25 protein-coding genes and 2 pseudogenes are annotated in these 25,780 nt (G+C 62.9%); 19 read left to right on the top strand and 8 right to left on the bottom strand.

The window, feature by feature from the left end; genetic code table 11:
- Nucleotides 1-631: 631 nt before the first annotated feature.
- Genes paoC through paoA form a run of 3 tightly spaced genes read right to left on the bottom strand, consistent with a single transcriptional unit; the run spans nucleotide 632 to nucleotide 4,434 of the window.
- Nucleotides 632-2,848, bottom strand: coding sequence for an aldehyde oxidoreductase molybdenum-binding subunit PaoC (paoC, locus tag IPV08_RS14510; protein WP_056434658.1), 2,217 nt, complete (start codon nucleotides 2,846-2,848; stop codon nucleotides 632-634).
- Between the two features lie 3 nt (nucleotides 2,849-2,851).
- Nucleotides 2,852-3,802: a xanthine dehydrogenase family protein subunit M gene (locus IPV08_RS14505; RefSeq protein ID WP_056434661.1), complete on the bottom strand. Its 951-nt coding sequence runs from the start codon at nucleotides 3,800-3,802 to the stop codon at nucleotides 2,852-2,854.
- Nucleotides 3,799-4,434: an aldehyde dehydrogenase iron-sulfur subunit PaoA gene (paoA, locus tag IPV08_RS14500; protein WP_082490501.1), complete on the bottom strand. Its 636-nt coding sequence runs from the start codon at nucleotides 4,432-4,434 to the stop codon at nucleotides 3,799-3,801. The genes IPV08_RS14505 and paoA overlap by 4 nt, the downstream gene beginning before the upstream one ends.
- A gap of 156 nt (nucleotides 4,435-4,590) precedes the next feature.
- Between paoA and IPV08_RS25080 the strand changes: the two genes are divergently transcribed.
- Nucleotides 4,591-4,923, top strand: coding sequence for a LysR family transcriptional regulator (locus tag IPV08_RS25080; RefSeq protein ID WP_210348473.1), 333 nt, complete (start codon nucleotides 4,591-4,593; stop codon nucleotides 4,921-4,923).
- 193 nt (nucleotides 4,924-5,116) lie between these two features.
- On the opposite strand, the gene IPV08_RS14490 is transcribed toward IPV08_RS25080, so the two are convergent.
- Nucleotides 5,117-5,464: an avidin/streptavidin family protein gene (locus IPV08_RS14490; protein WP_082470353.1), complete on the bottom strand. Its 348-nt coding sequence runs from the start codon at nucleotides 5,462-5,464 to the stop codon at nucleotides 5,117-5,119.
- 700 nt (nucleotides 5,465-6,164) lie between these two features.
- Here IPV08_RS14490 and IPV08_RS14485 point away from each other — a divergent pair.
- Genes IPV08_RS14485 through fdhF form a run of 3 tightly spaced genes read left to right on the top strand, consistent with a single transcriptional unit; the run spans nucleotide 6,165 to nucleotide 11,272 of the window.
- The gene (locus IPV08_RS14485; protein ID WP_056434670.1) at nucleotides 6,165-6,488 is read left to right on the top strand and encodes a hypothetical protein; all 324 of its coding nucleotides are present in this window, start codon (nucleotides 6,165-6,167) and stop codon (nucleotides 6,486-6,488) included.
- Between the two features lie 49 nt (nucleotides 6,489-6,537).
- Nucleotides 6,538-8,256: an NAD(P)H-dependent oxidoreductase subunit E gene (locus IPV08_RS14480; RefSeq protein ID WP_056434673.1), complete on the top strand. Its 1,719-nt coding sequence runs from the start codon at nucleotides 6,538-6,540 to the stop codon at nucleotides 8,254-8,256.
- Nucleotides 8,257-8,299: 43 nt separating this feature from the next.
- Nucleotides 8,300-11,272: a formate dehydrogenase subunit alpha gene (gene fdhF / locus IPV08_RS14475; protein WP_056453869.1), complete on the top strand. Its 2,973-nt coding sequence runs from the start codon at nucleotides 8,300-8,302 to the stop codon at nucleotides 11,270-11,272.
- A 388-nt stretch (nucleotides 11,273-11,660) separates the two neighbouring features.
- Here the strand turns inward: fdhF and IPV08_RS14470 are convergent.
- Nucleotides 11,661-12,433: pseudogene (locus IPV08_RS14470) on the bottom strand (IS3 family transposase); the annotation flags it as partial.
- A 115-nt stretch (nucleotides 12,434-12,548) separates the two neighbouring features.
- Here IPV08_RS14470 and IPV08_RS14465 point away from each other — a divergent pair.
- From IPV08_RS14465 to IPV08_RS14420, 10 genes and pseudogenes are all read left to right on the top strand, one after another.
- Entirely contained in the window at nucleotides 12,549-13,514 is a 966-nt protein-coding gene (locus IPV08_RS14465; RefSeq protein WP_156467946.1) for a hypothetical protein, read from the top strand.
- A gap of 316 nt (nucleotides 13,515-13,830) precedes the next feature.
- Nucleotides 13,831-14,031, top strand: a pseudogene (locus IPV08_RS14460) (DUF3489 domain-containing protein); the annotation flags it as partial.
- Entirely contained in the window at nucleotides 14,031-14,309 is a 279-nt protein-coding gene (locus tag IPV08_RS14455) for a DUF2924 domain-containing protein (RefSeq protein ID WP_246747957.1), read from the top strand. The pseudogene IPV08_RS14460 and the gene IPV08_RS14455, both read left to right, overlap by 1 nt.
- Nucleotides 14,310-14,513: 204 nt before the next feature.
- Nucleotides 14,514-14,699, top strand: a complete 186-nt coding sequence (locus tag IPV08_RS14450) for a hypothetical protein (protein ID WP_056434677.1) — start codon at nucleotides 14,514-14,516, stop codon at nucleotides 14,697-14,699.
- 434 nt (nucleotides 14,700-15,133) lie between these two features.
- Nucleotides 15,134-15,688, top strand: a complete 555-nt coding sequence (locus IPV08_RS14445) for a DUF2059 domain-containing protein (protein ID WP_244483701.1) — start codon at nucleotides 15,134-15,136, stop codon at nucleotides 15,686-15,688.
- 1,030 nt (nucleotides 15,689-16,718) lie between these two features.
- Nucleotides 16,719-17,132: a transposase gene (locus IPV08_RS14440; protein WP_056434681.1), complete on the top strand. Its 414-nt coding sequence runs from the start codon at nucleotides 16,719-16,721 to the stop codon at nucleotides 17,130-17,132.
- Entirely contained in the window at nucleotides 17,129-17,476 is a 348-nt protein-coding gene (gene tnpB / locus IPV08_RS14435) for an IS66 family insertion sequence element accessory protein TnpB (RefSeq protein ID WP_056434683.1), read from the top strand. Before IPV08_RS14440 ends, tnpB begins: the two co-directional genes overlap by 4 nt.
- A 101-nt stretch (nucleotides 17,477-17,577) precedes the next feature.
- A protein-coding gene (locus IPV08_RS14430; protein ID WP_207412356.1) for an IS66 family transposase occupies nucleotides 17,578-19,079 on the top strand; the annotation gives its coding sequence in 2 pieces (ribosomal slippage) (nucleotides 17,578-17,674 and nucleotides 17,674-19,079; 1,503 coding nt in all).
- Between the two features lie 571 nt (nucleotides 19,080-19,650).
- The gene (locus IPV08_RS14425) at nucleotides 19,651-19,860 is read left to right on the top strand and encodes a hypothetical protein (protein WP_207412349.1); all 210 of its coding nucleotides are present in this window, start codon (nucleotides 19,651-19,653) and stop codon (nucleotides 19,858-19,860) included.
- A gap of 325 nt (nucleotides 19,861-20,185) precedes the next feature.
- Nucleotides 20,186-20,959 carry a GGDEF domain-containing protein gene (locus IPV08_RS14420; protein WP_162239928.1) on the top strand — a complete coding sequence of 258 codons (774 nt, stop codon included), beginning with the start codon at nucleotides 20,186-20,188 and terminating at the stop codon, nucleotides 20,957-20,959.
- A gap of 157 nt (nucleotides 20,960-21,116) precedes the next feature.
- Here IPV08_RS14420 and IPV08_RS14415 read toward each other — a convergent pair whose 3' ends face one another.
- Together IPV08_RS14415 and umuD are read right to left on the bottom strand one after the other, a co-directional pair.
- Complete coding sequence (locus IPV08_RS14415) at nucleotides 21,117-22,409, bottom strand: Y-family DNA polymerase (protein WP_207412348.1); 1,293 nt, start codon at nucleotides 22,407-22,409, stop codon at nucleotides 21,117-21,119.
- Nucleotides 22,406-22,861 (bottom strand): translesion error-prone DNA polymerase V autoproteolytic subunit, encoded by a 456-nt coding sequence (gene umuD, locus IPV08_RS14410; RefSeq protein WP_056434691.1) that lies wholly within the window; start codon nucleotides 22,859-22,861, stop codon nucleotides 22,406-22,408. Before umuD ends, IPV08_RS14415 begins: the two co-directional genes overlap by 4 nt.
- Before the next feature lie 97 nt (nucleotides 22,862-22,958).
- Here umuD and IPV08_RS14405 point away from each other — a divergent pair, with 97 nt between their 5' ends.
- Nucleotides 22,959-23,207: a hypothetical protein gene (locus IPV08_RS14405; RefSeq protein ID WP_056434693.1), complete on the top strand. Its 249-nt coding sequence runs from the start codon at nucleotides 22,959-22,961 to the stop codon at nucleotides 23,205-23,207.
- Between the two features lie 409 nt (nucleotides 23,208-23,616).
- Here the strand turns inward: IPV08_RS14405 and IPV08_RS14400 are convergent, their stop codons facing one another.
- A complete protein-coding gene (locus tag IPV08_RS14400) occupies nucleotides 23,617-23,841 on the bottom strand; it encodes a hypothetical protein (protein ID WP_156467947.1) in 225 nt (74 codons plus the stop codon).
- A gap of 239 nt (nucleotides 23,842-24,080) precedes the next feature.
- Between IPV08_RS14400 and IPV08_RS14395 the strand changes: the two genes are divergently transcribed.
- From IPV08_RS14395 to IPV08_RS14380, 4 genes are all read left to right on the top strand, one after another.
- Nucleotides 24,081-24,323 carry a hypothetical protein gene (locus IPV08_RS14395; RefSeq protein WP_056434697.1) on the top strand — a complete coding sequence of 81 codons (243 nt, stop codon included), beginning with the start codon at nucleotides 24,081-24,083 and terminating at the stop codon, nucleotides 24,321-24,323.
- A 370-nt stretch (nucleotides 24,324-24,693) separates the two neighbouring features.
- Nucleotides 24,694-24,927, top strand: coding sequence for a hypothetical protein (locus IPV08_RS14390; protein WP_207412347.1), 234 nt, complete (start codon nucleotides 24,694-24,696; stop codon nucleotides 24,925-24,927).
- Between the two features lie 74 nt (nucleotides 24,928-25,001).
- The gene (locus tag IPV08_RS14385; RefSeq protein WP_056434701.1) at nucleotides 25,002-25,322 is read left to right on the top strand and encodes a hypothetical protein; all 321 of its coding nucleotides are present in this window, start codon (nucleotides 25,002-25,004) and stop codon (nucleotides 25,320-25,322) included.
- Nucleotides 25,323-25,501: 179 nt separating this feature from the next.
- Entirely contained in the window at nucleotides 25,502-25,705 is a 204-nt protein-coding gene (locus IPV08_RS14380) for a hypothetical protein (protein ID WP_207412346.1), read from the top strand.
- The last annotated feature ends 75 nt before the right edge of the window (nucleotides 25,706-25,780 follow it).

Raw genomic sequence — 25,780 nt, 5'->3', positions numbered from 1 at the left:
ATCGATGGACGGGCGAACCACCACGGTTAGATGCGACGCGGGTTCCGGCATGCCGCATCATGACGGCCACACGATGGGGCATCTTCGACCGCGATGGTCTCTATGAATCCTTACAGTGGGGCATCAAGGCCTTACCAACTACGAGCTTCGGGATAGGCACTGATAGGCTCATGATGCCGTTCGGCCGTAGAAACGACGAGAACCGCAAGCCCTATGGCAGCGGCATCCTCGATAAGGCCCCTGGGCACGACCAGGGAACTTGCGCGAGTCCGGTCCCCGGGCCGCTCGGCCGATACGTGTACCCGCGACGGCGTCGGCCTGGGCCCCGGTCCTGGGTGACGATTGACGGCCGACCAACGCTCATCCGCCGATTGCGAGCCGAAATGCGAACGAGGGCGGGATGCGGCAATCCGCTGGGAACGACATCTTGTCCCTTGCCATCTCACCACGCGGCAGTGTCGTCACAATGGCTCGTGCTCCCGCGCCGACCGGGATCGAGGCGCCCCGTGTCCGGCCCTCCGAGGTGGCCCACGCCACTGCGGCACAAGCCGACATGCTGTGCATTCCGGCGACGGGGGCGAGCCCGAACAAGGTCGCATATCCGTACATTGTGCCTGCCGTTCCCCGTAGCTCAGGCTGCGTCGGGCATGCGGTCAAGGAACTTGTCGAGGGTAAGCGGGTATTCCCGCACCCGGATACCCGTCGCGTTGTAAACGGCGTTTGCCACCGCCGCGCTGACGCCGCAGATGCCGAGCTCGCCCACGCCCTTGGCTTTCATCGGCGAAGAGATCGGATCGACCTCGTCGAGGAAAATCACATCTTGGTGCGGGATATCGGCATGTACCGGCACCTCGTATCCGGCGAGGTCGTGGTTAGCGAAGAAGCCGCGTTTGGTGTCGACCGCAAGCTCCTCCATCAGCGCAGCACCAACACCCATAGTCATGCCGCCAATGACCTGGCTGCGGGCCGACTTCGGGTTGAGGATACGACCGGCGGCGCAGACCGCAAGCATGCGCCGGACCCGGATCTCCGCCGTGTGGACATCGACGCCCACCTCGACGAAATGGGCTCCGAACGTTGATTGCTGATAGGTCTTCGAGAGTTCGCCGAACTCGATGGTGTCCTCGACTGTCAGCCCTCCCTGCGCGGCTTCGCCGAGCGGCACGCCGCGGTTTCCGGAGCGGACCTGGCCGTCCTCGAAGACTGCGTCGGCCGAGTTGATGCCAAGGCGCTGCGCCACGGCCTCGCGCAGCTTCACGCAGGCCGCGTAGACCCCGGACGTCGAGGAGTTGGCGCCCCATTGGCCACCCGATCCCGCCGAGGCGGGGAAATCGGAGTCCCCCAGCCGCACCACGACCTTGTCCAGCGGGACGCCCATCATCTCGGCGGCCGTCTGGGCGATGATGGTGTAGGTGCCCGTTCCAATGTCGGTCATGTCGGTTTCAACCGTGACCGTCCCTTGTTCATCCAGGCGAACGCGCGCACCGGATTTCATCACCATGTTGTTGCGGAAGGCGGAGGCGACCCCGACGCCAACGAGCCACTGCCCGTCCCGAAGGGAGCCAGGTTTGGCATTGCGCTTCGCCCAACCGAACCTGTCCGCCCCCAGCTTAAGGCACCCGACGAGGTCACGATGCGAGAAGCGGCGATCCGGGGCGTGGGGGTCGACCTGGGTGTCGTTGCGAACGCGGAACTCCACGGGGTCGATTCCTAGCTTTTCTGCCATTTCGTCCATGGCGACTTCCAGGACCATCAGGCCCGGAGCCTCGCCGGGCGCGCGCATCGCATTGCCCTCGGGCAGGTCGAGGAGGGCAAGCTTCATCGCCGTGAGCCGGTTGGCGCCCGCGTAGAGAAGCTTCGTCTGGCTCACCGCCGTCTCGGGATCGCCGTCGGGCAGGTTGCCGGAAGTGCTCTCGTGGGCGATGGCCGTGATGGTGCCGTCCTTCGTCGCCCCGATGCGCACGCGCTGTATAGTGGCGGGCCGATGGGTGGTGTTGTTGGCGATAAGGGGACGGGTCAGTGCGACCTTCACCGGCCGTCCCGCCGCCTTGGCACCGAGCGCCGCGAGGACCGCGTCGGCGCGCACGAACAGCTTGCCGCCGAATCCGCCGCCCACGTAGGGAGAATCGATCCGCACGTTCGCTTTCGGAATACCAAGGATCTTGGCCATGCTTTCATGGGCCCAGGTGATCATCTGGTTCGAGGTCCAGAGCGTGACCTTGTCGCCCTCCCATGCCGCGACGGTCGCGTGCGGCTCCATCATCGCGTGGCTCTCGTCGGCGGTGGCGTAGATTTCGTCGAACGTGACCTGTGCCTTTGCGAAGGCGCCCTCGAAATCACCGACGCGCTCCTCGCCGTTGCCACCGCTGCCCTCGCCGCTGTCGCCCTTCACCGGCTTCGCGGACTTCGCTTCGGCGGCCAGGTCGAACTTCCCCGTTTCAGGGGTATAATCGACCGTGATCAGGAAGGAGGCCGCGCGGGCCTGCTCGAAGGTCTCGGCCACCACCACGGCGATGGCCTGGTGGTAGTGCTGAACTTGGTCGCCGCCGAACAAGTAGGCCGTGTTCATTGTGCCCCGTTCCATCCGGGGCGTTTCGAGCGTCGTCACGATGGCGAGGACACCTGGGGCCGTCCTGGCAATGGAGGTGTCCATGCCGCGAATGCCGCCCTTGGCAATGCCGGCACCGAGCACGTAGCCGTAGGCCTGGCTCGGCGTCACGTCATGGCGTTCGTAGGCGTAGGGCGCGGTGCCAGTGGTTTTGTACTTGCCGTCGATCCGGTCGGTCGGCTGGCCGACGACCTTAAGACGGTCGATGGGGTTCTGGCCTGCGGGGGTGTCGAACTTCATGGCTCAGGCCCTCGCTTCGTGGATCGCCGCCATTAGCGTACGCTCGGCGAGCTTCAGCTTGTAGGCGTTCTGGTGAGTAGGCTTGGCCCCGGCGAAGGCCTTGTCGGTCACGGCCTTGGCGCCGCGTGGCAGATCACCCTCTGCCGCCTCGACGCGCCATGGCTTGTGCGAGACGCCACCAAATGCTGCCCGACCCGTGCCGTCCGGCTGCAGCACTGCAGCGACCGAGACGAGGGCGTAGGCGTAGGAGGCCCGGTCGCGGACCTTGCGGTAGACATGCGTGCCGCCTAACGGCTTCGGCAGGGTAACGGCGGTGATGAGCTCGCCGGCCTTGAGGGTCGTGTCAATCTCGGGCCGGTCGCCGGGCAGGCGGTGGAATTCCGCCATCGGGATTTTTCGCGATGAGCCTTTGGCATCCACGGTCTCGACGTTGGCGTCGAGCAGCCGCATGGCCACCGCCATGTCACCCGGGTGGGTGGCGATGCAGGCCTCGCTGCCGCCGATCACCGCTAACTGGCGCGAGACCCCATCCAGGGCCGAGCAGCCGGAGCCGGGCTGGCGCTTGTTGCAGGCCTGAGCCGTGTCGTAAAAGTATGGGCAGCGGGTCCGCTGGAGCAAGTTGCCGGCGGTGGTGGCTTTGTTGCGCAGCTGGCCCGAGGCGCCCGCCAGGAGCGCGCGGCTGAGCACGGCGTAGTCCTTGCGGACCCGGGCATCGGCGGCCAGATCCGTGTTACGCACCAGGGCACCGACCCGGAGGCCGCCCTCGGGCGTCGGTTCGATGGTGTCCAGGCCTAGGCCGTTCACGTCGACGAGGTGCGCCGGTGTCTCGATCTGTAGCTTCATCAGGTCAAGCAAGTTCGTGCCGCCTGCAATGAACTTCGCGTTCGGGGTGCGGGCGACGGCGGCGGCTGCCTCGGAGGGCGAGCTTGGGCGCTCGTAGGTGAAGGACTTCATACGGGCCTCCCGGCAACCTCGGTCATCGCCTCGACGATGTTGGAATAGGCGCCGCAACGGCAGATGTTGCCGCTCATGCGCTCCCGAATCTCGGCCTCTGTCACCTGGAGGGTGGCATTGAGATCGGCGGTGACGTGGCTGGGGATGCCGGCCTTGATCTCGGCGAGCACGGCGACGCCGGAGCAGATCTGGCCCGGGGTGCAGTAGCCGCACTGGTAACCGTCGTGCTTGATGAAGGCCGCCTGCATCGGGTGTAGGTTCTCGGGCTGGCCGATACCCTCGATGGTGGTGATCTCGGCGCCCTGGTGCATCACCGCGAGGGTGAGGCAAGAGTTGATACGCCGCCCCTCGACGATCATCGTACAGGCGCCGCACTGGCCGTGGTCGCAGCCCTTCTTGGAACCGGTCAGATGCAGGTGCTCACGGGCGGCATCGAGCAGGCTCGTGCGGGTGTCGAGCTCAAGGTCGCGGCGCTGGCCGTTCACCGTCAACGACACCTTCGTCAGCACCGGCTTGTCGATGCTCACGGGGGCAGCGCCCGCCGCCGAGGGTACGGCCGCGAGGGCCGCCGTGGCGGATGCTCCCACCATCAAGTCTCTCCGATTCAATTCATGATCTCCAGATCGTCCCATCTCGGCCTCCGTAGGGATGCGGGGGCGGCGCTTCGAACCGTCCGGCGCGAGCGGGTTGTGCGGAGGAAACACTCACACCTTGGATAGGCTCCAATGTACGGCGCACGATCTCGTCGATTTGCCCTGCAAACCCACATAGGGTCATGAGCGTGGACTATGGGGTCGGTTCGGCACGCCGCAGCTGCAGGATCAACCCCCTACGGATGCGCGCGCCGGGGACCGTCGATTGCGCGTGAGAACCTGACCGAAGTCCGGTCCTTTGCAACGGTATCGCCGCAGGACAGCTTCGTCCTTGCCGCGGCACGACTGGGCGTGCCCCAATCGGCCCTGAGCCGCGCCATGACGGATCTTGATGAACAGCTCGGGATGCGGCTGCTGACCGATCCACGCGCGGTGTCTTCCCGACCGAGGCGAGCAAGCGTCCGCTGGACGTCGTCGGTTCCCAGTTCGCGCAGGTCGAGGTCGAGCTCACTGCCCTGGCAGAGATGAAGGACAAGCCCGCGGGAAACATGAGAGTCCCAGCGCCCGAGCACGCGTCCCAGACGTTCCTGTGGCCAGTCCTGCATCCGCTCTTGTCGTACTAACCCAGCATCAACATCGTCGCCTTCGTCTGCCTCATGCTTTAAACAGGTCGCTCAACTGGCACGGTTCATAAAAGCCTCTAGCTTCGGGTAGGCGCTAATTAATCGACGGTCACCTGGGTGAACACGACGGTCTCAAGCTTGACCGACCGCGAAAACTTAACCCGCGACGTCTGCTGTCCGACAGTTTGGCTCAATAGGTGAAGCTCGAAACCCATTCCTCCTTCAGACGGATAGATGCGACCCGCCCAGCTCCTGATTGTGTGCGATGCTCCTGATGCCGTCACGAAACCAATCACGTTGCCTTCCGCCATACCGACCAGTATGCGACCACGATGCGGCGGCATCGCCTCCGCTTGGCCAGCAGCATACGTGCCGGATACCGCCTCCCCGAATTGCCATAGTCGGAGCTCGGCACCGGCCGCGCTGCGCCACGTCCCTTCAAACATCGATGCGTCCACACCTGCTCGCTCAGCCGACGCAGATGCGCGGCACACGAGATATGTGCATCGGTATATCGATGTCGGCTATGTTTCCCAAGAAGCCGAGAAGAACTCCTCCGATCTGCGACCGTCTCTAACGCGCAGCTTGGGCGATTTCATGGAATATCGCCCCATCGGAATTTGCTAAGTAACTCATCCACCCTGCAAACATCTGCTCGGCGGATTATACCACCGGCGTACAAGCACGCTCGAAGGGGCCGTCACGACCGACCAATACGATCCGTACAAGGCTGGAACGCAGCGGTCCTCGTTCGTTCGTATGCGAGTAGATTCCAATTTCTGGGCTGGTCCAACGCTAGCCCACTCGACCACCGCGAGGTTTTATGAGCCTGCCCGCCAAATCGCTTCACCGAGCCGTGTCCGGCTCGTCGTCGAACTCGTGAACCGCGGTCCAGTGATGCCCCATGATAACGAGTATCTGGCTCACCACCGCCCTGCAAAGCTCAAGCTCGTCACTTCCCGGTCGGTCCCGAGCCATGCTCCCAGGGCTTGCCCCCGCAACGCAGCGCCAGTTTGAAACCATTGCAAAAGCGATATACCACATGAAATATATCGCGTATTAACGGGTAGCCAGAGGCAGAATGCCGAGTTACCGAAACAACGGGCACGCCATGCACCGCCTTTTTGCACCCTTGCGAGCCCAACCATGACCGAGCTCCCCATCCTCACGGCGACCGATCAGGCGCATGCTGTGACGCAAGCCTATGTTGAGCAGGCCAAGCCACCACTCACCCAAGAGTTGATTGAGCGGCTTCAAAGCGTACTGACCGAGGCCCTCGATTCAAAAGGCCAGTCGGGATCGGACGAAAGCCCGACGGACCGTCTCAACGCTGCCCTGGACGCTTTCGAGTCGGAACTTCGGTCCATCGTCGGCCCACGGGTCGCGTCGCTGGAGACGTCCACCGGTGCTGTGACGATGGAACATCGCTCCGAAGCCGGTCAGCCGCTACGGGCCTTTGGTGGCCAATAGGCAGCGCTCGCACCAATCACCGCAAGAACGAATGGAAACCGGATCGCCCATGAGTGAGGCAGCAGGGACAGTCAGGAATTTTTCTCATCCTGGCACGGGACGCAACAAGGTCCGAGCCGTGCCAAAGGGCCGTCAGGTCGAGCCGAATGCCAAAGTCGAGATCGAGCAACTCCTTGGGACGCGCTCGCGCCAACGCGACCTGCTGATCGAGCATCTCCATCTGATCCAGGATACCTACGGCCAGATCGGGGCACACCATCTCGCGGCGTTGGCGGACGAGATGGACCTCGCCTTCGCCGAGGTCTTCGAGACGGCGACGTTCTACGCCCATTTCGACGTGGTGAAGGAGGGCGACGCTGACATTCCGCAGCTGACTGTCCGCGTCTGCGACAGCATCACCTGCGCGATGTTCGGCGCCGACGACTTGCTGACAACGCTCCAGCGGGAGCTTGCGTCGGACCGGGTCCGTGTCGTGCGTGCCCCATGCGTCGGCCTCTGCGACCACGCGCCCGCCGTCGAGGTCGGGCATAACTTCCTCCACAAGGCAGACTTGGCATCCGTGCGGGCGGCCGTCGAGGCCGGTGACACCCACGCCCATCTGCCCCAATACATCGACTACGACGCGTACTGGGCGACCGGCGGATACGCGACGCTGGACCGTCTCCGAGGCGGCGACCTTTCCATAGACGACATATTCCAGGTGCTCGACGACGGCGGCTTGCGTGGCCTCGGCGGCGCGGGTTTCCCAACGGGGCGCAAGTGGAGATCGGTGCGCGGCGAACCTGGGCCGCGGCTGATGGCGGTCAACGGCGACGAGGGTGAGCCTGGCACCTTCAAGGATCAGCTCTACCTTAACACCGACCCACACCGCTTCCTCGAAGGCATGCTGATTGGCGCCCACGTGGTCGAGGCCACGGACGTCTATATCTACCTTCGCGACGAGTATCCGATCTCCCGTGAGATCCTGACCCGAGAAATCGCCCGGCTTCCTACGGGCGGACCGCGCATCCATCTCCGCCGCGGGGCCGGGGCCTATATCTGCGGCGAGGAATCCTCACTGATCGAGTCGCTCGAAGGCAAGCGAGGGCTGCCACGGCATAAACCGCCCTTCCCGTTCCAAGTCGGTCTGTTCAATCGTCCGACCCTCATCAACAACATCGAGACGTTGTTCTGGGTGCGCGACCTGATCGAACGCGGCGCTGGCTGGTGGAAGAGCCATGGCCGTAACGACCGTGTCGGCCTGCGCTCCTATTCGGTGTCCGGACGCGTGAGGGAACCCGGTGTGAAGCTGGCGCCCGCCGGCCTCACCATCCAGGAACTCATCGATGAGCATTGCGGCGGCATGCTGGAGGGCCATACCTTCTCGGCCTACCTGCCGGGCGGCGCGTCCGGTGGTATCCTGCCGGCGTCGATGAACGACATCCCGCTCGATTTCGGCACACTTGAAAAATACGGCTGCTTCATCGGATCGGCGGCCGTCGTTGTCATGTCCGACCGGGACGACGTTCGGGGGGCCGCCCTGAACCTAATGCGATTCTTCGAGGACGAGAGTTGCGGGCAATGCACGCCCTGTCGCTCCGGCACCCAGAAGGCCCGCATCCTGATGGAGGATGGCATCTGGGACACCGAGCTTCTGGGGGAACTCGCCCAATGCATGCGCGACGCCTCGATCTGCGGGTTGGGCCAGGCGGCCTCGAACCCCCTGAGCAGCGTCATTCGGTTCTTCCCCGATCTTTTTCCTGCCCCCAAGGCGCTGGCTGCCGAATGATGGTCACGATTACCCTTTCCACGCGCAAGCCAGGAGCGGACGCATGAGCAACGCCCCCGAAACGCACGACGATACGTCCGTAAGGCACAAAATCCGGGCCGACGGCGCGCAGGATGCCGGCGGCCCTACGCAGGGGTCGAGCCCCGAGGCGGGCGGCGCCTATTCGCAAGGGGCGAAATCGGGGGGGCAGGCCGCCCCTGATCCGACCGGGACGTTCGGCTTGAGGGACGGCCCGGTCGCCCCGTCGTCGATTGCGTTCGAGCTCGATGGTCGGCAGGTCGAGGCTCAGCCCGGCGAAACCATCTGGGCGGTGGCCAAGCGGATCGGGACGCACATCCCGCACCTTTGCCACAAGCCCGACCCAGGCTACCGCCCGGACGGCAACTGCCGTGCTTGCATGGTCGAGATTGAGGGCGAGCGCGTGCTCGCCGCCTCGTGTAAGCGTACCCCCGCCATCGGCATGAAGGTGAAGTCGGCATCCGAGCGGGCGACCAAGGCCCGAGCGATGGTGCTCGAACTGCTCGTCGCCGACCAGCCGGAGCGCGAGACCTCGCACGATCCAACGTCGCATTTCTGGGTGCAGGCCGACTTCCTCGACGTCACGGAAAGCCGTTTCCCGGCGGCCGAGCGCTGGACCGGAGACTTCAGCCACCCTGCCATGAGCGTCAACCTCGACGCGTGCATCCAGTGCAATCTCTGTGTCCGGGCCTGCCGCGAGGTGCAGGTCAACGACGTTATCGGCATGGCCTACCGCTCCGCCGACGCCAAGGTCGTGTTCGACTTCGATGACCCCATGGGCGGCTCGACCTGCGTCGCCTGCGGCGAGTGCGTCCAGGCCTGCCCGACCGGCGCGCTGATGCCCTCGGCCTACCTCGATGCCGAACACAATACCCGGACGGTCTATCCCGACCGGGAGGTCACCTCGCTGTGCCCGTATTGTGGCGTCGGCTGCCAAGTCTCCTACAAGGTCAAGGACGAGCGGATCGTCTACGCCGAGGGTGTGGACGGGCCGGCGAACCATAACCGGCTCTGCGTGAAGGGGCGCTTCGGCTTCGACTACATCCACCACCCCCATCGCCTAACGGCACCGCTGATCCGACTCGACAATGTCCCGAAGGACGCCAACGACCAGGTCGATCCCGCCAATCCATGGACGCATTTTCGCGAGGCAACTTGGGAGGAGGCGCTCGACCGGGCAGCCGGTGGGCTGACCAAGGTCCGCGACACGCACGGGCGCAAATCGCTCGCCGGATTCGGCTCCGCCAAGGGTTCGAACGAGGAAGCGTATCTCTTCCAGAAATTAGTCCGGCTCGGCTTCGGCTCGAACAACGTCGACCATTGCACACGCCTGTGCCACGCGTCCTCAGTTGCCGCACTGATGGAAGGCCTGAACTCCGGTGCCGTTACTGCACCATTCTCGGCGGCGCTGGACGCCGAGGTCATCATCGTGATCGGTGCCAACCCGACCGTGAACCACCCGGTCGCGGCGACCTTCCTGAAGAACGCCGTGAAGCAGCACGGCGCCAAGCTGATCGTGATGGACCCGCGTCGTCAGGTTTTGTCGCGGCATGCCTTTAAACACCTCGCCTTCAAGCCGGGCTCCGACGTCGCGATGCTGAATGCGATGCTCAACGTGATCGTCACGGAGCGGCTCTACGACGAGCAATACATCGCGGGTTACACCGAAAACTTCGAGGCGCTGAAGGAGAAGATCGTCGACTTTACGCCAGAGAAGATGGCTCCGGTCTGTGGCATCGACGCCAAGACCCTGCGCGAGGTCGCCCGCCTCTACGCAAGGGCTAAGTCCTCGATCATCTTCTGGGGCATGGGCGTCAGCCAGCACGTCCACGGTACCGACAACGCACGCTGTCTCATAGCGCTCGCGCTCATTACTGGGCAGATCGGGCGCCCAGGTACGGGGCTACACCCGCTCCGAGGCCAGAACAACGTCCAGGGCGCGTCTGACGCAGGCCTGATCCCGATGGTCTACCCGGACTACCAGTCCGTCGAGAAAGAGGCGGTACGCAAGCTCTTCGAGGAGTTCTGGGGGCAGTCCCTCGATCCGAACAATGGCCTGACCGTTGTCGAGATCATGCGCGCGATCCATGCGGGCGAAATCAAGGGCATGTTCGTTGAGGGTGAGAATCCGGCTATGTCGGACCCTGACCTCAACCACGCCCGTCACGCGCTGGCAATGCTCGACCACCTCGTCGTGCAGGACCTGTTCCTGACCGAAACCGCGTTCCACGCCGACGTTGTTCTGCCGGCTTCGGCCTTCGCCGAGAAGGCCGGCACTTTCACGAACACCGACCGTCGCGTTCAGATCGCCAAACCCGTGGTCTCGCCGCCGGGTGACGCTCGCCAGGATTGGTGGATCATTCAGGAACTCGCCAATCGGATGGGGCTTGTGTGGAATTACGGCGGGCCCGCCGACATCTTCGCCGAGATGGCGCAGGTGATGCCATCGTTCAACAACATCACCTGGGAGCGCCTGGAGCGAGAGGGCGCCGTGACCTACCCGGTCGACGCGCCAGACAAGCCCGGAAACGAGATCATCTTCTACGCCGGCTTCCCGACCGAGAGTGGCCGGGCCAAGATCGTACCGGCGGCCATCGTACCGCCTGACGAGGTGCCGGACGCAGAATACCCGATGGTGCTCTCTACCGGCCGGGTGCTGGAGCATTGGCATACCGGATCGATGACGCGGCGTGCGGGCGTCCTCGACGCACTCGAACCGGAGGCGGTCGCCTTTCTGGCACCAAAGGAGCTTTACCGACTCGGCCTCGAACCCGGCGATACGATGAGACTGGAAACGCGACGGGGCGCTGTCCACTTGAAGGTTCGATCCGACCGAGACGTACCAGTCGGCATGATCTTCATGCCGTTCTGTTACGCCGAGGCCGCGGCAAATCTTCTGACCAATCCGGCACTTGATCCGATGGGCAAGATTCCGGAGTTCAAGTTCTGTGCGGCTCGAGTATCTGCCGTCGGTGTAGCGCATATGGCGGCGGAATAGCTGCTGGGCAAACCTTCATGCGGGGCAACGGGGCCGCAACAGTCGCTGCGGCCCCGTTGCCCACCTTTAACATCGACATGATCCGGTCACGGTCGAGGCGGCACTCACCGATGACAAATTACACCGATGCTTTTTTGACCGCTCGATGCACTCGCGTCGGAGCGAACCTAAATGGGGGGCCCGCTCACTCAGTGCGAGCGCGCCAGGCTCAGTCTCGACCCCTTTACTCGTCTCGCATCGATTCGAGACGTACGGGTTCGGCACTGTGACAGAGTCGCATAACGATGCTCTCGCAGGCGGTAGGAGATGACGTGCCCCCCGTTTCTTCATCCACCTGGAACTAGAGGCCGTCCTTTCGTTGGAGTTGACCCGCTTTGTGGTCCACGGCCTATGCAAGTTCTCGGGCTGTGACAGCTTGGTTGGCGAAGGCTCGGGGCGTCAAGCCGCCCAGGGCCGTGTGGGGTCGATCTTCGTTGTAGTGGCACCTCCAGTCCTCGATGCGCTCGCGGGCATCAGCCAGCGACAGGAACCACGAAGCGTTCAGGCATTCCGCCCCCAGACGGCCGTTGAACGACTCGATGTAGGCGTTGTCGGTCGGCTTGCCCGGTCGGGAGAAGTCGATCTTGCCCCCGTTCAGGTAGGCCCATTGGTCGAGCATGCGACCGGCAAACTCAGGTCCGTTGTCTACCCGTAGACTTTTCGGTCGACCTCGCGGCCTGACCAAAGCGTCGAGCGCCTCAGTTACCTGGTAGGCGCGGAAGTTGGCTCTCGGTGTGAGCGAGAGCGCCTCTCGCATGTGGCAATCGACGACGGTCAAGATCCGGAACGGACGTCCGTCGAAGATGCGGTCGGACATGAAGTCCATGGCCCAGACCTCGTTGGGGCTGGCGATCGCCGGTCGCCCCTGGCGATAGCGCCAAGCTCGCTTGCGCTTAGGCAGCTTGGCCCGGATCGACAGTCCCTCGTCGCGGTAGATCCGGTAGGTGCGCTTGTGGTTCACCTTCCAGCCCTCCCGTCGCAGCAGGATGTGTAGACGCCGGTAGCCGTAAAGCACCCGCACGGCGGCCAACGCCGCATGCGCAGTGCGACCTGAGGGTCCGAGCGCTTCCTCTAGCGCTGGGACGAACGGCCGAAGCCGGTAGCCAGACAGGCCCGCCGCTCGCCGCGAGGTCGCCGGTCACCTGCAGAAGGCATGTGTCCAGTCGTGAAACCTCCTTGGCTGCTGCGTCGATCCCATTCACGTCACGCTGACGGAGGCCAGGGGCGATCAGTCAGTATGCCCACCGGCACCGAGCAAATGGTGGATCTTGGCGGCGAGTGCATCGGTGGTGAAGGGCTTGCCGAGAAAGTTCACGCCCTCGTCGAGGCGGCCATGGTGAACGAAGGCATCGCGGGCATAGCCGGACGTGAACACGCGCCTGCGCTCGTGCTCGAAAGTGCCGACAATCGCTATGAGGTCGTCCTGACCACTGAAAAGCTCGGATTGCCCTATGAGGCAGCAGCCGTAGCAGCCGCCGCAAAACAGCTTCGTGAGTTTTATGGCGCAGAGCGCGGCCGCTACGGTTTGCGAATCCGGAAAGATGGGGTGCGACCTGAAGGACGCGAACGAGAGGCTGAGCCGTCTCCTGCCTACGCTCAGATCGTGGACGGTGCCGGTACCCTCTGCAGCCGCCTGAAATCCATGATCAAGAAATGGATCATAACGTTCATCAACCGCCTTGGACTAGGCGCTGGCTCGCGGTTAGGGTGCGGATGGCCTTCCGATGGAGTGCCTGAACCAGAGAATGCGCCGGTGTATTGGGCGCATCGCGCCGACATCCTCGCGCATTGGGAGGGACGCTGGCCCAATGCCTCCCGCGTCGACAGCCTGATCGCCCGGCGCATGCAGGCCAATGGGCATGCCGAAGCGGCTGTCGCCAATGTGATCACGGCATGTGCTCCGGCTGTCGATCGGCTGAGGCGATACGACTGGATCGCTTACGGCCTACGGGCGGCAGCCCACGCTTTTCACGATACCGAGGACACATGCTGGGCCTTCGACCGGTCCCCCACAATGCGGTGGCGCGAATTGGAGGAGGACGTGAAGGCACGAGCAGTAGCCAGGAAAATCGCTTCACCGCCGCCGATCGACGTCGTCATCCCGCCGTGGCCTAGAGGCGAGAAAGAGACGGGCAAAGCGAGACGCGCCGCACCAGCAGCCCAAGGCGCCGCAAATGGGCGCGGTGGTGGCTATGAGAGGTGATTCGGAATTGCGTGCCGCGAAGTTTGGTAGTGCAGCCTGAGGATCCCTGAATTTGTAGCCCACGCTAATTATTAGATGTCGATCTCCAGCGGTTCAATTGCCAAGCTCACCGTCGAAAGAAGCATATCGGTCGTGGCATTGTCGCGAGCTCGCGTTGCCATGCCGACGATGACGGTTCCGTAAAACTCAGCGAACATGCTCAAGAGAAGGGACGACGAGATCTGCTTCTCTGAAACTGCGCGTGCGAGCCTCCCGTGGATCGCACTCTGAATGCGATCACGATATTGCGCCGTCCAGGTGATCCGGCACGAAGCAGGCGCTGATCATCGCGATGCTGCGGCGTGAGGAAGGGGCCACACTCGCCGACCTGCTGGCTGCCACCGGCTGGCTCGCCCATTCGACGCGCGCCGCCCTGACCGGCTTGCGCAAGCGAGGGATGATCCTCACGAAGGGATGCGATGCCGAGGGTTGGACCGCCTATCGCCTGACCGACGATGCCACGACGGAGGCCCGGTGATGGCCGGCGTGATCAGCCCCGAGCTCAAGCGTGAGATCGAGGGGCTCGTCTCTCTCGATCTGGGCCACCTGCGCATTCGCTGGCGTCAGCATCTGCGAACGGCCACTCCCCCGCACCTGTCCCGAACCCTCATGGTGCGGCTCCTGGCCTATCGCATCCAGGCCAAAGCCCTGGGCGACCTCGATCGCGACAGCGCCCGGCTGCTCGATCGGATCGCGAAGGAACGCCTGCGCCGCCGCGCCGCCGCGCCGCCGCGCCGCCGCCGAACGCGCGGCTAAGCCGAAGGGACCGCCAGCGGCATCAAAAATCTGGCGACTAACCCTGTCACCCTAACTGCCAATGCCTCTATATTCGCCTCCCTGCGAAAAGAGGTTGCCCGACTGGGCACGGCCCTGGCCTCCACCGCGGACCGCGGAACCTATCGGGCGCAGCTCACCAGCCTCAATGCCTCGCTTGTCCAGCTTCACGGCGACTATCGGAAGGTGATCGCGCTCGGCATCTTCATGCTGGTCGCGGTACCGAACATCATTGGCGTCGGCGTGCCGAAATGGACACGGTTCCGGATCGGGCTGGCCTGGGCAAATGCGGTCGGCGTCGTCGCGGGATTGGTCGCTTTGTCGCCCGACCTACATTGGGTGGCTGAAGGACTTCGACCGGTGCTTTGCTAAGAAGCGGCCGGCCAGCGACCTCCGCCAACGCCCGGCACACCCCGTGCATGGCGCTGAGAGAGCTTGTCCTCCCTCATGCTCCTCTGAACAACTGACCCGCCCGGCTCACGCTGCGGCGGTTTTTTTCGTATGGTGCCCGCGACCCAAATACCTAAGTACTGGATTCCACTTTTCGCATAGGGGGTATGCTGCTAGGGAGGGGCTCCCAAAAAGAAGGGCAGCCCCGAAGAGCGACCCGAGTCTAGGGAGGAAACGTCAAAAAGGGCTGCTGAAACGCGACGCCATCGCGTTCCCGCAATGTGCCAATGCATCGAATGCTAGATGGCCTCAAGCCTCTGGCCTTGGAGACCGACCTTGCCCGCCCGGCTGACGCCGCGGCGGGTTTTTCGTTTGGATTGCCCTACCTCTGCAGTTCCACAACTGGAGGAAACCTCTTGCAGAATCGTATCGGCCGTTTGTGCCCCCTAATCGCAGGCCTTTCCCTGTGCATTCCGCTCGCATCGGAAGCGCTTGCTCAAGCAGCAGCGCCAGCGGCCAAGCCTGCTGCAATGGCGGCACAAGATCCGGCGACGCTAAAGGTGGCACGTGAGGTCGTGACCCAGATGCAGGGGGATCGCGCGACTACGCTATCCTCAATGGCCGCCCCCATGGCCGGCATGATGCAACAGATGGGAATCAAGGAAGCTGATCGGGCTCAGGTCATCGTTCAAGAGGCCGTACTTCCAATGTTGACGGCCCATTACGACGAGCTCCTCGATATCCAGGCACGCAGCTTCGCAGGTGTCCTCAGCAAAGAGGATCTGCAGGCGGTGGGGACGTTCTATGCCTCTCCGGCTGGCCGCCGCCTTGCCGCAGCACAACCCCAGCTAGTTCAGGCTCAGATGGCCGGCACGACACAGTGGATGCAGGGCCTGATGCCCGAGATGCAGACGAAGATCGTGCAGATCATCAAAGCGAAGGGATGGGGGCCTGGCGACAAGCCCAAATAATGGCTCTCGTTAGGGCTATAGTGCTCTGAGTAATCATGACCCGTCGGCTGAGGCCGCGCGGGGGCTTTTCATGCGGCACTGGTCCACCCGACGCGCTACCCCGTGTGCCGGTCGTCCCGAGAGCACAATATGACTCCGCCCGGCGAAAGCCGGAGCGGGGTATTTTCTTTCGATTCGGTCCATGCCTTTCCGGCGGTCGGTCTTCTTGATAGAAAAGCACCGTGAATTCACAAGATTCACCTCGGTCGGGGCCTTGGCATTTGACAATCGCCGCGACTGCTTTCGGGAAGCATTAGGCCGATGACTGAGCAAACCCCACCGGTCCGTTCACCTGATGCTGAAGCGAAGCGCGCGAGTTCAGGCAATTAAGGAAGGACGAGCCAAAATTCGCGCAGCATTGCGTAAAGCGAAGCGCGCGGACGAGGAAGCTCAGAACGAGTGTAACTCGGACGGGACTTAGCTATTTACGGCCCGATCGGGGCGTGCAGATGAATTTCTGCAAGAACGGTTATTGACCCGCCCGGCTCACGCCGCGGGTGGTTTTTGGTTTTGACTAGGGCGCCTTAAACTGTCGTGCCGCTCTCTTGACGGTAAGGCGGCGAATTGCGGTGAGTTGCGATTCAGACGTGCCGGTAGTCGAGGTCGTCCCTTCAGCGGCAACCTCTCGCAAGATCACCTCGAAACTCTCCCTCGAAACACCGAGGCTCTCGGCTAATGCCTTAAAGGCGTGAAGTGCCGCGATGTAAGCGGCGTGTTTCAACTCTTCGTCGTATCCGGTCACCATCCGTTCAGTGCAGTAGCAGCCGGCTCTTAATTTTTCTCCTCAAGCCCCGCCGCTGTCATGGCGCGCCGGGCTTTTTGTTCTCGCCGCCTGGAACGCCTGCCCTAAGGGTCGGCCTGGGCGGGGCTGCCTGCAAATTTGATTGGTTGGCACAAGCGTACGCGTCCGGTGATGGCCGCGGTCGACAGCATCGCGCACTCGGCTGAAGCCTGACCTTAATGCTGGCGTCAAGGTCAGCGGGTCGGGGCGATGCGGCTCGAGGTGCTTGAGGGGGCCGAACGACGGCGCCGCTGGTCGTTCGAGGACAAGGTGCGGATCGTCGAAGCCTCGTACGAGGCCGGGGTGTCGGTGTGTTCGGTGGCGCGCCGGCACGGGATCGCCCAGGGCCTGCTGTTCACGTGGCGACGCCAGGCTCGGGAAGGCCGTTTGGGCGGGGATGAGCAGGCCCCGGTCTTCGTGCCCGTCGCGATCACCCCGGAGCCGTCGCCGGCGGTTCCAGTTCTGCAGTCGGATGATCTTGATGTTGCGGCCCACCCCCGTCGAGCGCGGCGCAAGACCGGGATCATGGAGATCGATCTCGGTGGTGGTCGGCGTCTCAAGGTCGACCGGGACGTCGATGCCGCGGCACTGCGTCGGGTGCTCGATGCCCTGGAGGGCCGATGATCCCGCTGCCGGCCAACGTTCGGGTCTGGCTGGCCACCGGCCACACCGACATGCGCAAGGGCTTTTCCAGCTTGGGGATGATCGTCCAGGAAACGCTCAAGCGCGATCCCCACTCCGGACACCTGTTCGTCTTCCGCGGCCGGCGCGGTGACCTGATCAAGGTGATCTGGCACGATGGCCAGGGCGCGTGCCTGTACACCAAGCGGCTCGACCGCGGCCGCTTCCTGTGGCCGTCGGTGGCGGACGGAGCCGTGACGATCTCGACGGCGCAGCTCGGCTACCTGCTCTCGGGCATCGACTGGCGGATGCCGCGGACAAGCTGGCGTCCGAGCGCCGTCGGCTGAGGATAACGCGTTACAGAGGCTGAGGAATATGCTCTTCTCAGTGTGTGCCGAACGCGCCTGAGCCCCCGCCGCTTCCCACCGATCTCGCTGCCGCTCACGCCATGATCCTGGCCGAGCGAGCGGCGCGGCTCGTGTCCGAGATCGCGGTCGAACGGCTCAAGCTGGAGGTCGCCCGGCTGCGACGGGAGCGCTCTGGGCCTCCTCGGAACGCAGCGCCCGGATCGACCAGCTCGAACTGACGTTGGAGGATCTGGAGGAGACGCTCGCCGAGACGGAGGCGCAAGCGGCTGAGCCCGAGCCGCATACCACCCCGACCTCTTCCCAGCGCAAGCCCGCTCGTAGGCTCTTGCCCGAGCATCTGCCGCGCGAGCGCATTCTCCATCCCAGCCCGACGACCTGCGCCTGCTGTGGCGGGGCACGCCTGCGCCCTCTCGGCGAAGACGTCACCGAGACTCTGGAGCGGATCCCGGCGCGCTGGGTCGTGATCCAGCACGTGCGCGAGCGCTTCTCCTGCCGCGACTGCGAGACCATCGCGCAGAACCCGGCCCCCTTCCATCCGATCCCGCGGGGGCGGGCCGGGCCGAACCTCCTGGCCGAGGTGATGATGGCCAAGTTCGGCCTGCATCTGCCGCTGCATCGCCAGAGCCAGCGCTTCGCCCATGAAGGCGTGCCGGTCGACGTCTCGACGTTGGCTGGCTGGGTCGGAGCCGTCACCACCGCCCTGTCGCCCCTAGTCTCTCGGATCGAGGCCCATGTCCGGGGAGCCGACCGCCTCCATCTCGACGATACGCCGGTGCCGGTCCTGGCCAAGGGGAAGACCCGCACCGGCCGGCTCTGGACGGTGGTGCGCGACGACCGCCCCTTCGGTGGACCCGAGCCGCCGGCCGCGGCCTACTTCTACTCCCCCGACCGCTCCGGCGCGCATGCCGAGACTTGGCTCGGCGACTTCCACGGCATCGTGCAGGCGGACGCCTTCTCGGGGTTCGGCCGGCTGTACGACCCAGGCCGCAAGCCGGGTCCGATCCGCGAGGCGGCCTGCTGGGCCCATGCCCGACGCAAGTTCTTCGAGCTGGCCGATCTAAAGAAGGCTCCGATCGCCATCGAGGCCGTGACGCGGATCGATGCGATCTTCGCCATCGAGCGCGCCGCCAACGGTCTTGCCCCCGATGAGCGCCGCGCGCACCGAAGCATTCGCTCGGCCGCCCTCGTTGCCGACCTGGAGGCGTGGCTGCGGGAGAACCGCGCCAAGCTCTCGGCCAAGGCTCCCACGGCAGCGGCGATCGACTACCTGCTCAAGCGCTGGACCGCCTTCGCCCGGTTCCTCGACGACGGACGGATCTGCCTGTCGAACAATGCTGCCGAACGCTCCATCCGTCCCATCGCGGTGGGCCGCCGCAACTGGACCTTCGCCGGATCGGATGCGGGCGGTCATCGTACCGCTGCCCTCTACACGCTGATCGAAACCGCCAAGCTCAATCGCATCGACCCCCAGGCCTGGCTCGCCGACGTGCTCACGCGGCTACCCGACCATCCCGCCAGGCGTATCGACGATCTGCTGCCGTGGAACTGGACCCAGCCTCAGCGCCGGCAGATCGCCGCCTGACACCCCGCCGGGACCACGAACGCGGCCTTCACCGAAGGCGTACGCACAAGCGATGCCATAACTAGATTGAAATATTGTATTCACTTTTGAAACCTAGATGATCCGTCTGCCGTACCAGCGCGCATGATGAATGCGAAAGCACGCCCGAGGCCCGTCCCTTTCTTATCGGTTACAGCTAGTCGCCTCTATGCCGCTGACGAAGCCTGGGCAACAGAGCTAGCGGCACGGTTTGGTGACGAGATGGTCAATGCAATCTCGGCCCAAACAGAGGGCCGTGGGGAAGAGGGAACCAGACTTCGCGCGCTTTACGATGCCCGAAGCCGTGCCCTGAGTGATTGGCAGCGCGTCCGAGGTCTGAGGTAGCGTTACGAACGCCCCTTTACCAATCAACTTCCCAATCTCAGCGTCTCAGCATTACGCCCGGCCGCCGGTCGTTCAGGAACGCGCTTAAGCCCTCGTTAACCATTCCCCCGGCATCTTTCGGACTACGCCCGGAGGCCACCATGACGCTCACCGTTTTCGATCCGATCTCGGGCAAGCTGGTGACGATCGAGGTGCCGGTCAGGAAGCCATGTCCCTGACCCTCTACCGCATTGGACCTGACGAGCATCACCTAATCCAGGCTGGCGAGGTCGTCGGCAATCTGGCGCGAGAGGAAGGCAAGTCGAGTTGGCGGGTGTCGCTGCTTGAGGACGCCGGGACGATCCGGCAGCGTCTTTTCAGATCGTTCGACGCGGCGTTGGAATGGCTGGGCCTGCCCGCTCTGGCTGAGCCGGTCTAAGGTTATCCGGGAACTGATGGTGAAAACGCTTGCTGCTGAGCGAGCGGACAAGTCCAAGATTTGATAGTTGAAGCAAAGAAGTATGGCCCGGACGGATTGCGGCACGCCACTCGTTTGCGTTCTCAAACCGGAACGAAGGACACGGTAAGTCTACCCCCATCCCACGTGAGGCCAGTCATCGAGCTTCTGAACCGCCTTTAGAGAGGCGCCAGAAACCAGACAAGCGGGGAGGACATTAATTGAACGTTGACGCTAAATCTGAGGTATTGATTCAGCCTGTCGCCTTAGGCGTAAGCGCCGTACCGCTCCAAAGTGTATGTATGTCATGCCGCTTATCCGCAACCCTCTTAAAAAGCTACGCATTGCGTCGAAGCGTGATCTTCAATTTTATATGATCCGAACGACAGCCTTCTGCATTGGCGTCGCGCTTCTCTTCGATGTGGTTCAGCAGCTTGTATTTTTTCAGAGCTGGACATCCGCAGTTCGGTCTTGGGTCATCACCGTTGTAGTTGTAATCGTCGTTGCCGCTCCCGTCACTAGAGCTATCGGCAAAGCGCACTTAGCACTTTTCAGGGCAAGCCAGACTGACCCGTTAACTGGGCTGCTAAATCGGCGGGCCCTTCTCGAAGATGTTGAGGAGCGCTCGACGCTGATGGCACTTATGATCGTCGATATAGATCATTTTAAATCAGTGAACGATAATCACGGCCATTTGGTCGGCGATCAAGTTCTTCGTGTCGTAGCCGAAATTATGCAGCGCGAGCTCGGCGCCATTGGACGAATTGGGCGACTTGGAGGCGAAGAGTTCGCGCTGATCACCGACGGTTGCTACGAACGAAGCCTGCTTCAGCGACTTGACGAATTTCGGGAAACCATAGCTCGAACACTCGTCCATGCTGGCTCGGCCGTCGTATCAGTTACCATCTCAGCAGGTGTTGCAACCCGCACGCCAGATCAGCCCTTTCAGGCGCTATTCATTGAAGCAGATCAGGCACTCTATCGTGCCAAGGCGGCGGGCCGTAACCGCATCGTGGTCGCGCCCACTAAAAACTTTACAAGTGACGACGGGCATCAAAAGCAGTTGGCGTCAATCCGCTGACCGGTAGTGAAGATTGGAAATCTTCCGATCAAATCTGATCGTGTTTTGCGCGCCTCCGCTCCAAGATTACGTGGTACCGATGAACAGCGCTTGGTGCTCTGCAGGCGGAAGGGCATGGGCCAAATGCCGTGTGCATCAACGGTATTGTCGCCTCTTCTCACGCATGCGCCGTTGGCAGCTCTGATATCTGTGTCGTGTAGCGCGGGCTCCGCATCTCGAACTTCGTCGACCAGGTCCGCTTCGTTTCCAGGCCCGCCCGGGCCGGCACGACGGCACCGAGCCCAAAGCGCCGATTGCACTCGTCCATCGCGGCCATCAACGGAGCGCTGCGCTCACGGTCGAGCTGGCCGATCAGGGCGCGCTGGGATTCCTCCAACAGCTTGAGGTCGGTGGTGATGACGCCAGCCTTGCTGTAGCGCCACGGCCGGTCGCCTGGTGCCTCGCGCCAAGTGCGGGTCACACCCTCGAGCGCCGCTTTGATCAGCGCCAATGTGTCGTTCGTCGCCTCCGGTAACGTGACAGTCGTCGAGACCGAGCGCATCGGGTCGCCGCGGTCGTGCTCGGAGGTGTGGTAGAAAACCGAGACGTGGTTCGTGCCGAGCCCACCCCGGCGCAGTTTCTCACCCAATCGGGTCGCGTGAGCGGACACCGCCTGCTCCATCGTGGCTCGGTCCTCGATCCGGCTGGAGAACGAGCGCGTCACGGCACACCCCTTCCGTTGGGCCGGCATCAGTTCGAGCGGCAGGCAGCACACGCCGCGCAGCTCATGGATGATGCGCTCGCCAACCACCGTCATCGCCTTACGGACCGGACGCGGGTCGAGGTCGCGCAGATCGGCGATGGAATCGACGCCCATGGCTTCTAGCTTCGCCAGCGAGGCCCGGCCGATCCCCCAGACCTCGCCGACGTGGATGCGACAGAGCCAAGCCGCCCGCTCGTCCTCGTCCGAGAGGTCACACACCCCGCCGAGATCCGGAATCGTCTTGGCGATGTGGTTGGCGAGCTTGGCCAGCGTCTTCGTTGGCCCAATCCCCACGCATGTCGGAATGCCGGTCCAGGCGCGCACCGTCGCACGCAGGTCACGCGCGAGCTCGACGCGCCGATCCTCGCGCACGTCCGACAGATCGAGGAAGCTCTCATCGATGGAATAGATCTCCACAGCCGGCGCGAAGTCGCGATAGACCGCGTTCGCCCTGGCGCTCATGTCGCCATAGAGCGTGTAGTTCGACGAGAACGCCCGCACGCCCTCGCGCTTGCACAGGTCGCGGATCTTGAACCAGGGCTCGCCCATCTTGATCCCGAGCGCTTTGGCCTCGGCGGTGCGGGCCACCGCGCAGCCATCGTTGTTGGACAGCACGATTACCGGGACGCGGGCGAGCTTCGGGTCGAACACCCGCTCGCAGGAGCAATAGAAGCTGTTGCCGTCGATCAGCGCGATGGCACGGCTCATCGAACCAGGCCGGCCCGGGCGATGTGCCAGCGAATCGAAAACCGTACGACGCCCCAGATCTCGGCCTCGCCGCTCTCCTCAACCGCGAAGGCCGGCAGGTCCGGGTTCTCGAACGAGAGCCGCGCCACGTTCCCGTCCACGAGGAAACGCTTGATCGACATCTGGCCATCGATGGCAGCGACCACGACGCTATCGTGCACAGCATTGAGGCTCCGATCCACGACGGCAAGATCGCGGTCGAAGATGCCGGCGCCGCGCATGGAATCTCCGGAGATGTTCCAGGCGAACGTAGCCGGCGGGTTCGGTGCGAGCCACCGCGGCAGTTCGAGCGAGCCTTCGAGGAAATCGTCAGCAGGCGAGGGAAAGCCAGCGCAGAGTGTCGGCCCCATGATGGGGATGTGGACAACGTCGGTACCGCCCGGCGTCAGCTCGTCGATTCGATAGACGCCCATGGCCCTCTCCGTTAGAACAAAAAGAGAACAAACAGGCTGGCGGTTCCAGGTCAATCTTAGCCGTATGCGGCCTATTCGAGCCTGTGGAGAGCTGTGGATGGCGCGCCAGACATATCGATTTCACTGCACCGACGGACACACCGCGATCATCGACGAGACGGGTGTGAAGCTGCCGAACACCGGCCTGCTCTGGCACCACGCGGAGCGCGCGGCTTGGCGGGTGATGGAGCTGACCGGGCGCAATCTCGACTGGTCGGATTGGGTCGTCGACGTTCACGATGGCGCCGGCCGGCACGTGATGACCCTTGGATTTATGGACGTGCTCAACGTCCCGATGGCGGCGTGAGAATAGGCGAGATGGGGTAGTGGGTCAGTTTAAAAACTGAAGGCTCGCCGGCATCTCAGGTGCTGCTGTTTCTGTTTGGGCCACGGATAATCTTTGCAGACCCAACACAAGTAAATGCAGGGCATCAAAGGCCAATGCAGCAATTCAGCCTTGAGCTTTTCCCCCAGCAATCCAGCGATCGGCACGATATGCCCTCGCTCTTAATCTGCTATGGGAAGTTAATGGCGCAAATTATTAACCTGAGCAGTAGGTATATCCCTCTGTCAGATCCCGAGCGCGTCCGCCATTCGGTTCGACTGGTGCAGGAGATGAAAGCCGAGATCGCCCGAAGCCGTGCCCTTCTGAGCGAAACGAAGGAAATCCTCCGCAAAATGCCGGATCTAAGGCCGAACTTCGACTAGCGCCAGCCTCAATCAACCGGCGAAAATCTCTCGATAAAGCGCAAGCCGTCCCAAAGCTCGACGGTCTCATCGCCCACCATCGCTTTAGCTTGCTGAACGGCGCGCTCCTCATTGTCGGCTGCGAGCCGCATCGCGTTCACGACCGTCCCGCTCTTGGCTACCACGATGGCACGGTAAACCGCCGATTGCCGATCACCTAAACCGCTAAGATGGAGTTGAGCTGAGCCCGACACGGCTTTGCTCCTTCTATGGCGGGAGCATTCTAATCTCAGCAGTCGCCGCCTGATTCGCTAGCTGATTAGAAACGATATCAACGACCCAATACGGTCGCAGCCACATATGTCAAATTGTGGCAAGATTAGGAACTTCTCATAATTTGGCCCTTTCTGGTCTAAGCAGTTCTGTATGAACCCAGACAGAAACCCTAGCTGGAGATGCGCGGTTGGCCTAGCAAACCGAACAGGGAGAGCCTATGCCCCGCTACTTCTTTGATCTCCACATCGACGGCAAAGCCCAGCGTGATGATACGGGGGTGATTTTGGAGACGATGGCGGAGGTGCGTAGGGCAGCACAGAAGCTCCTGCCCGCGATCGGATACGAGGAAATCCCCGCAGATGGAGATCGCATGTCGATTGTCGTCTTTGTGACAGATATGGATAGTCGTCCTGTCTACTCCGCTACGTTAAGCTATTCGGGGCTTTCGCTGCTGAGGTAGCACGCTCCCCTTGGTGCATTTGCTCTATAAGACTGATTTTACAACAGGACGTACGAACCACCGATCAAAAAAACTAATCAAATGACAAATTTTCGAAGCTTGAAATTCCGGTCGACACGTTGTCACATGCCTTTTCCTCAGCAATCTTGGCCGACCTGGGGAAAGGCGGCTCGCTGCCAACGCATCATTCGGTGCATTTCTAATTGAGGTGTAGGGGTAGGCGAGGAAGGAAGACTCCATGCCGTGCGGAACGACCCTGCTAAAGCGCTCTGCGATCCTGGCCTTTGCCGTGGGATGCTTGTGGCTGCCCACTGGCACCGCTTCGTCCCAACCGTCATCAAGCGTGTCAGACGCTGATCGGGAGAAGCGGATGGAGGCCATGCACCAAGAGCAAGTGGAGAATTCGGCCAGCCAGGCAAAGAAGGACAAGGACCGCGACGCCCGCACCGACCGTCTATCGAAGTCCGTTTGTATCGGATGCGGCGGTAGCGTCGTGCCGTTCGATCCGTCTGGGCGCGCTGCGAAGAAGGAGCCACGCAAGGCTCGGGCAGTGAAGCCCCGGCGTATTGATCCAGCACAAGCGGGTGGCGAAGGCGGCGATTGACGAGCCCGACCACCCGGCGAGCCTCCGCCGAGTTGCCTCACGGATCAGATCGAACTCTCGCACAGTGACAGTCCATGGCAAAGCTAGCTTTCAATTTGATGCTGGAGGAGCCGCGTGAGACATACATTGTCACCAGCGCGGCCCTGATCGTCGGAAGGATCGATTGTATTCAAGCCGAACCTGTGGCGGACCAGCAGTGGGCATGGGCGATGCACCTCGATATTGGTGTGGCACCGTTCCGGCGAGGCGGAAACGCTGGCTCTGCCGACGAAGCGGCATTCAAGATGCGTGAGGCTTGGGAGGATTGGAAGGTCTGGGCCGGGTTGCGGGATGTCGAGGGAGCCGAATGCACCATGGCAGCGACCGTTCAGATGACCCTCAAATCGTTGACGTAGAGCATCGCATTCGTTGTCCGGCCCATTGCCGCAGCCAATTCGGATACTGGGCGACCCAAATAGGGGCGTAGCCTCGTGCACACCAACAGCAGGCCCTCTCATGGATGCTAGCGAGAGGTTCTGTCGCATCCCCCTCGCGCCGTTCTTGGCGTTGGCTGCTGCCGAACAAGGCGACCCTCGTGGCAGCGAATGACAATGTCACTAGCTACACCCTGAAACCCGCTTTCGCGGCGAAGGTTGGCGACCACATCAAGCTCGCGGTGGAAGCCGAGAACGGGACCAACTTCAAGATCGTGGCGACCGCCGAGCAGTTCGACGCGCTCAAAGGCGATCTACAAAGCATCCTTGCCGAGGGCGACGCAAAGGCCGAAGCTACGGAGTAGCGGATTAGGCATGCTCATTGATCGTTAACCATATGATCCCCACATGAGGGCTAGGTCGATCGCGACCCACGTCGC

The organism is Methylobacterium sp. SD274 (assembly GCF_017355285.1).
Taxonomy (GTDB): Bacteria; Pseudomonadota; Alphaproteobacteria; order Rhizobiales; family Beijerinckiaceae; genus Methylobacterium.
Note: the sequence above shows the minus strand (reverse complement) of the source record. Positions and strands in the feature narration are given on the sequence as shown.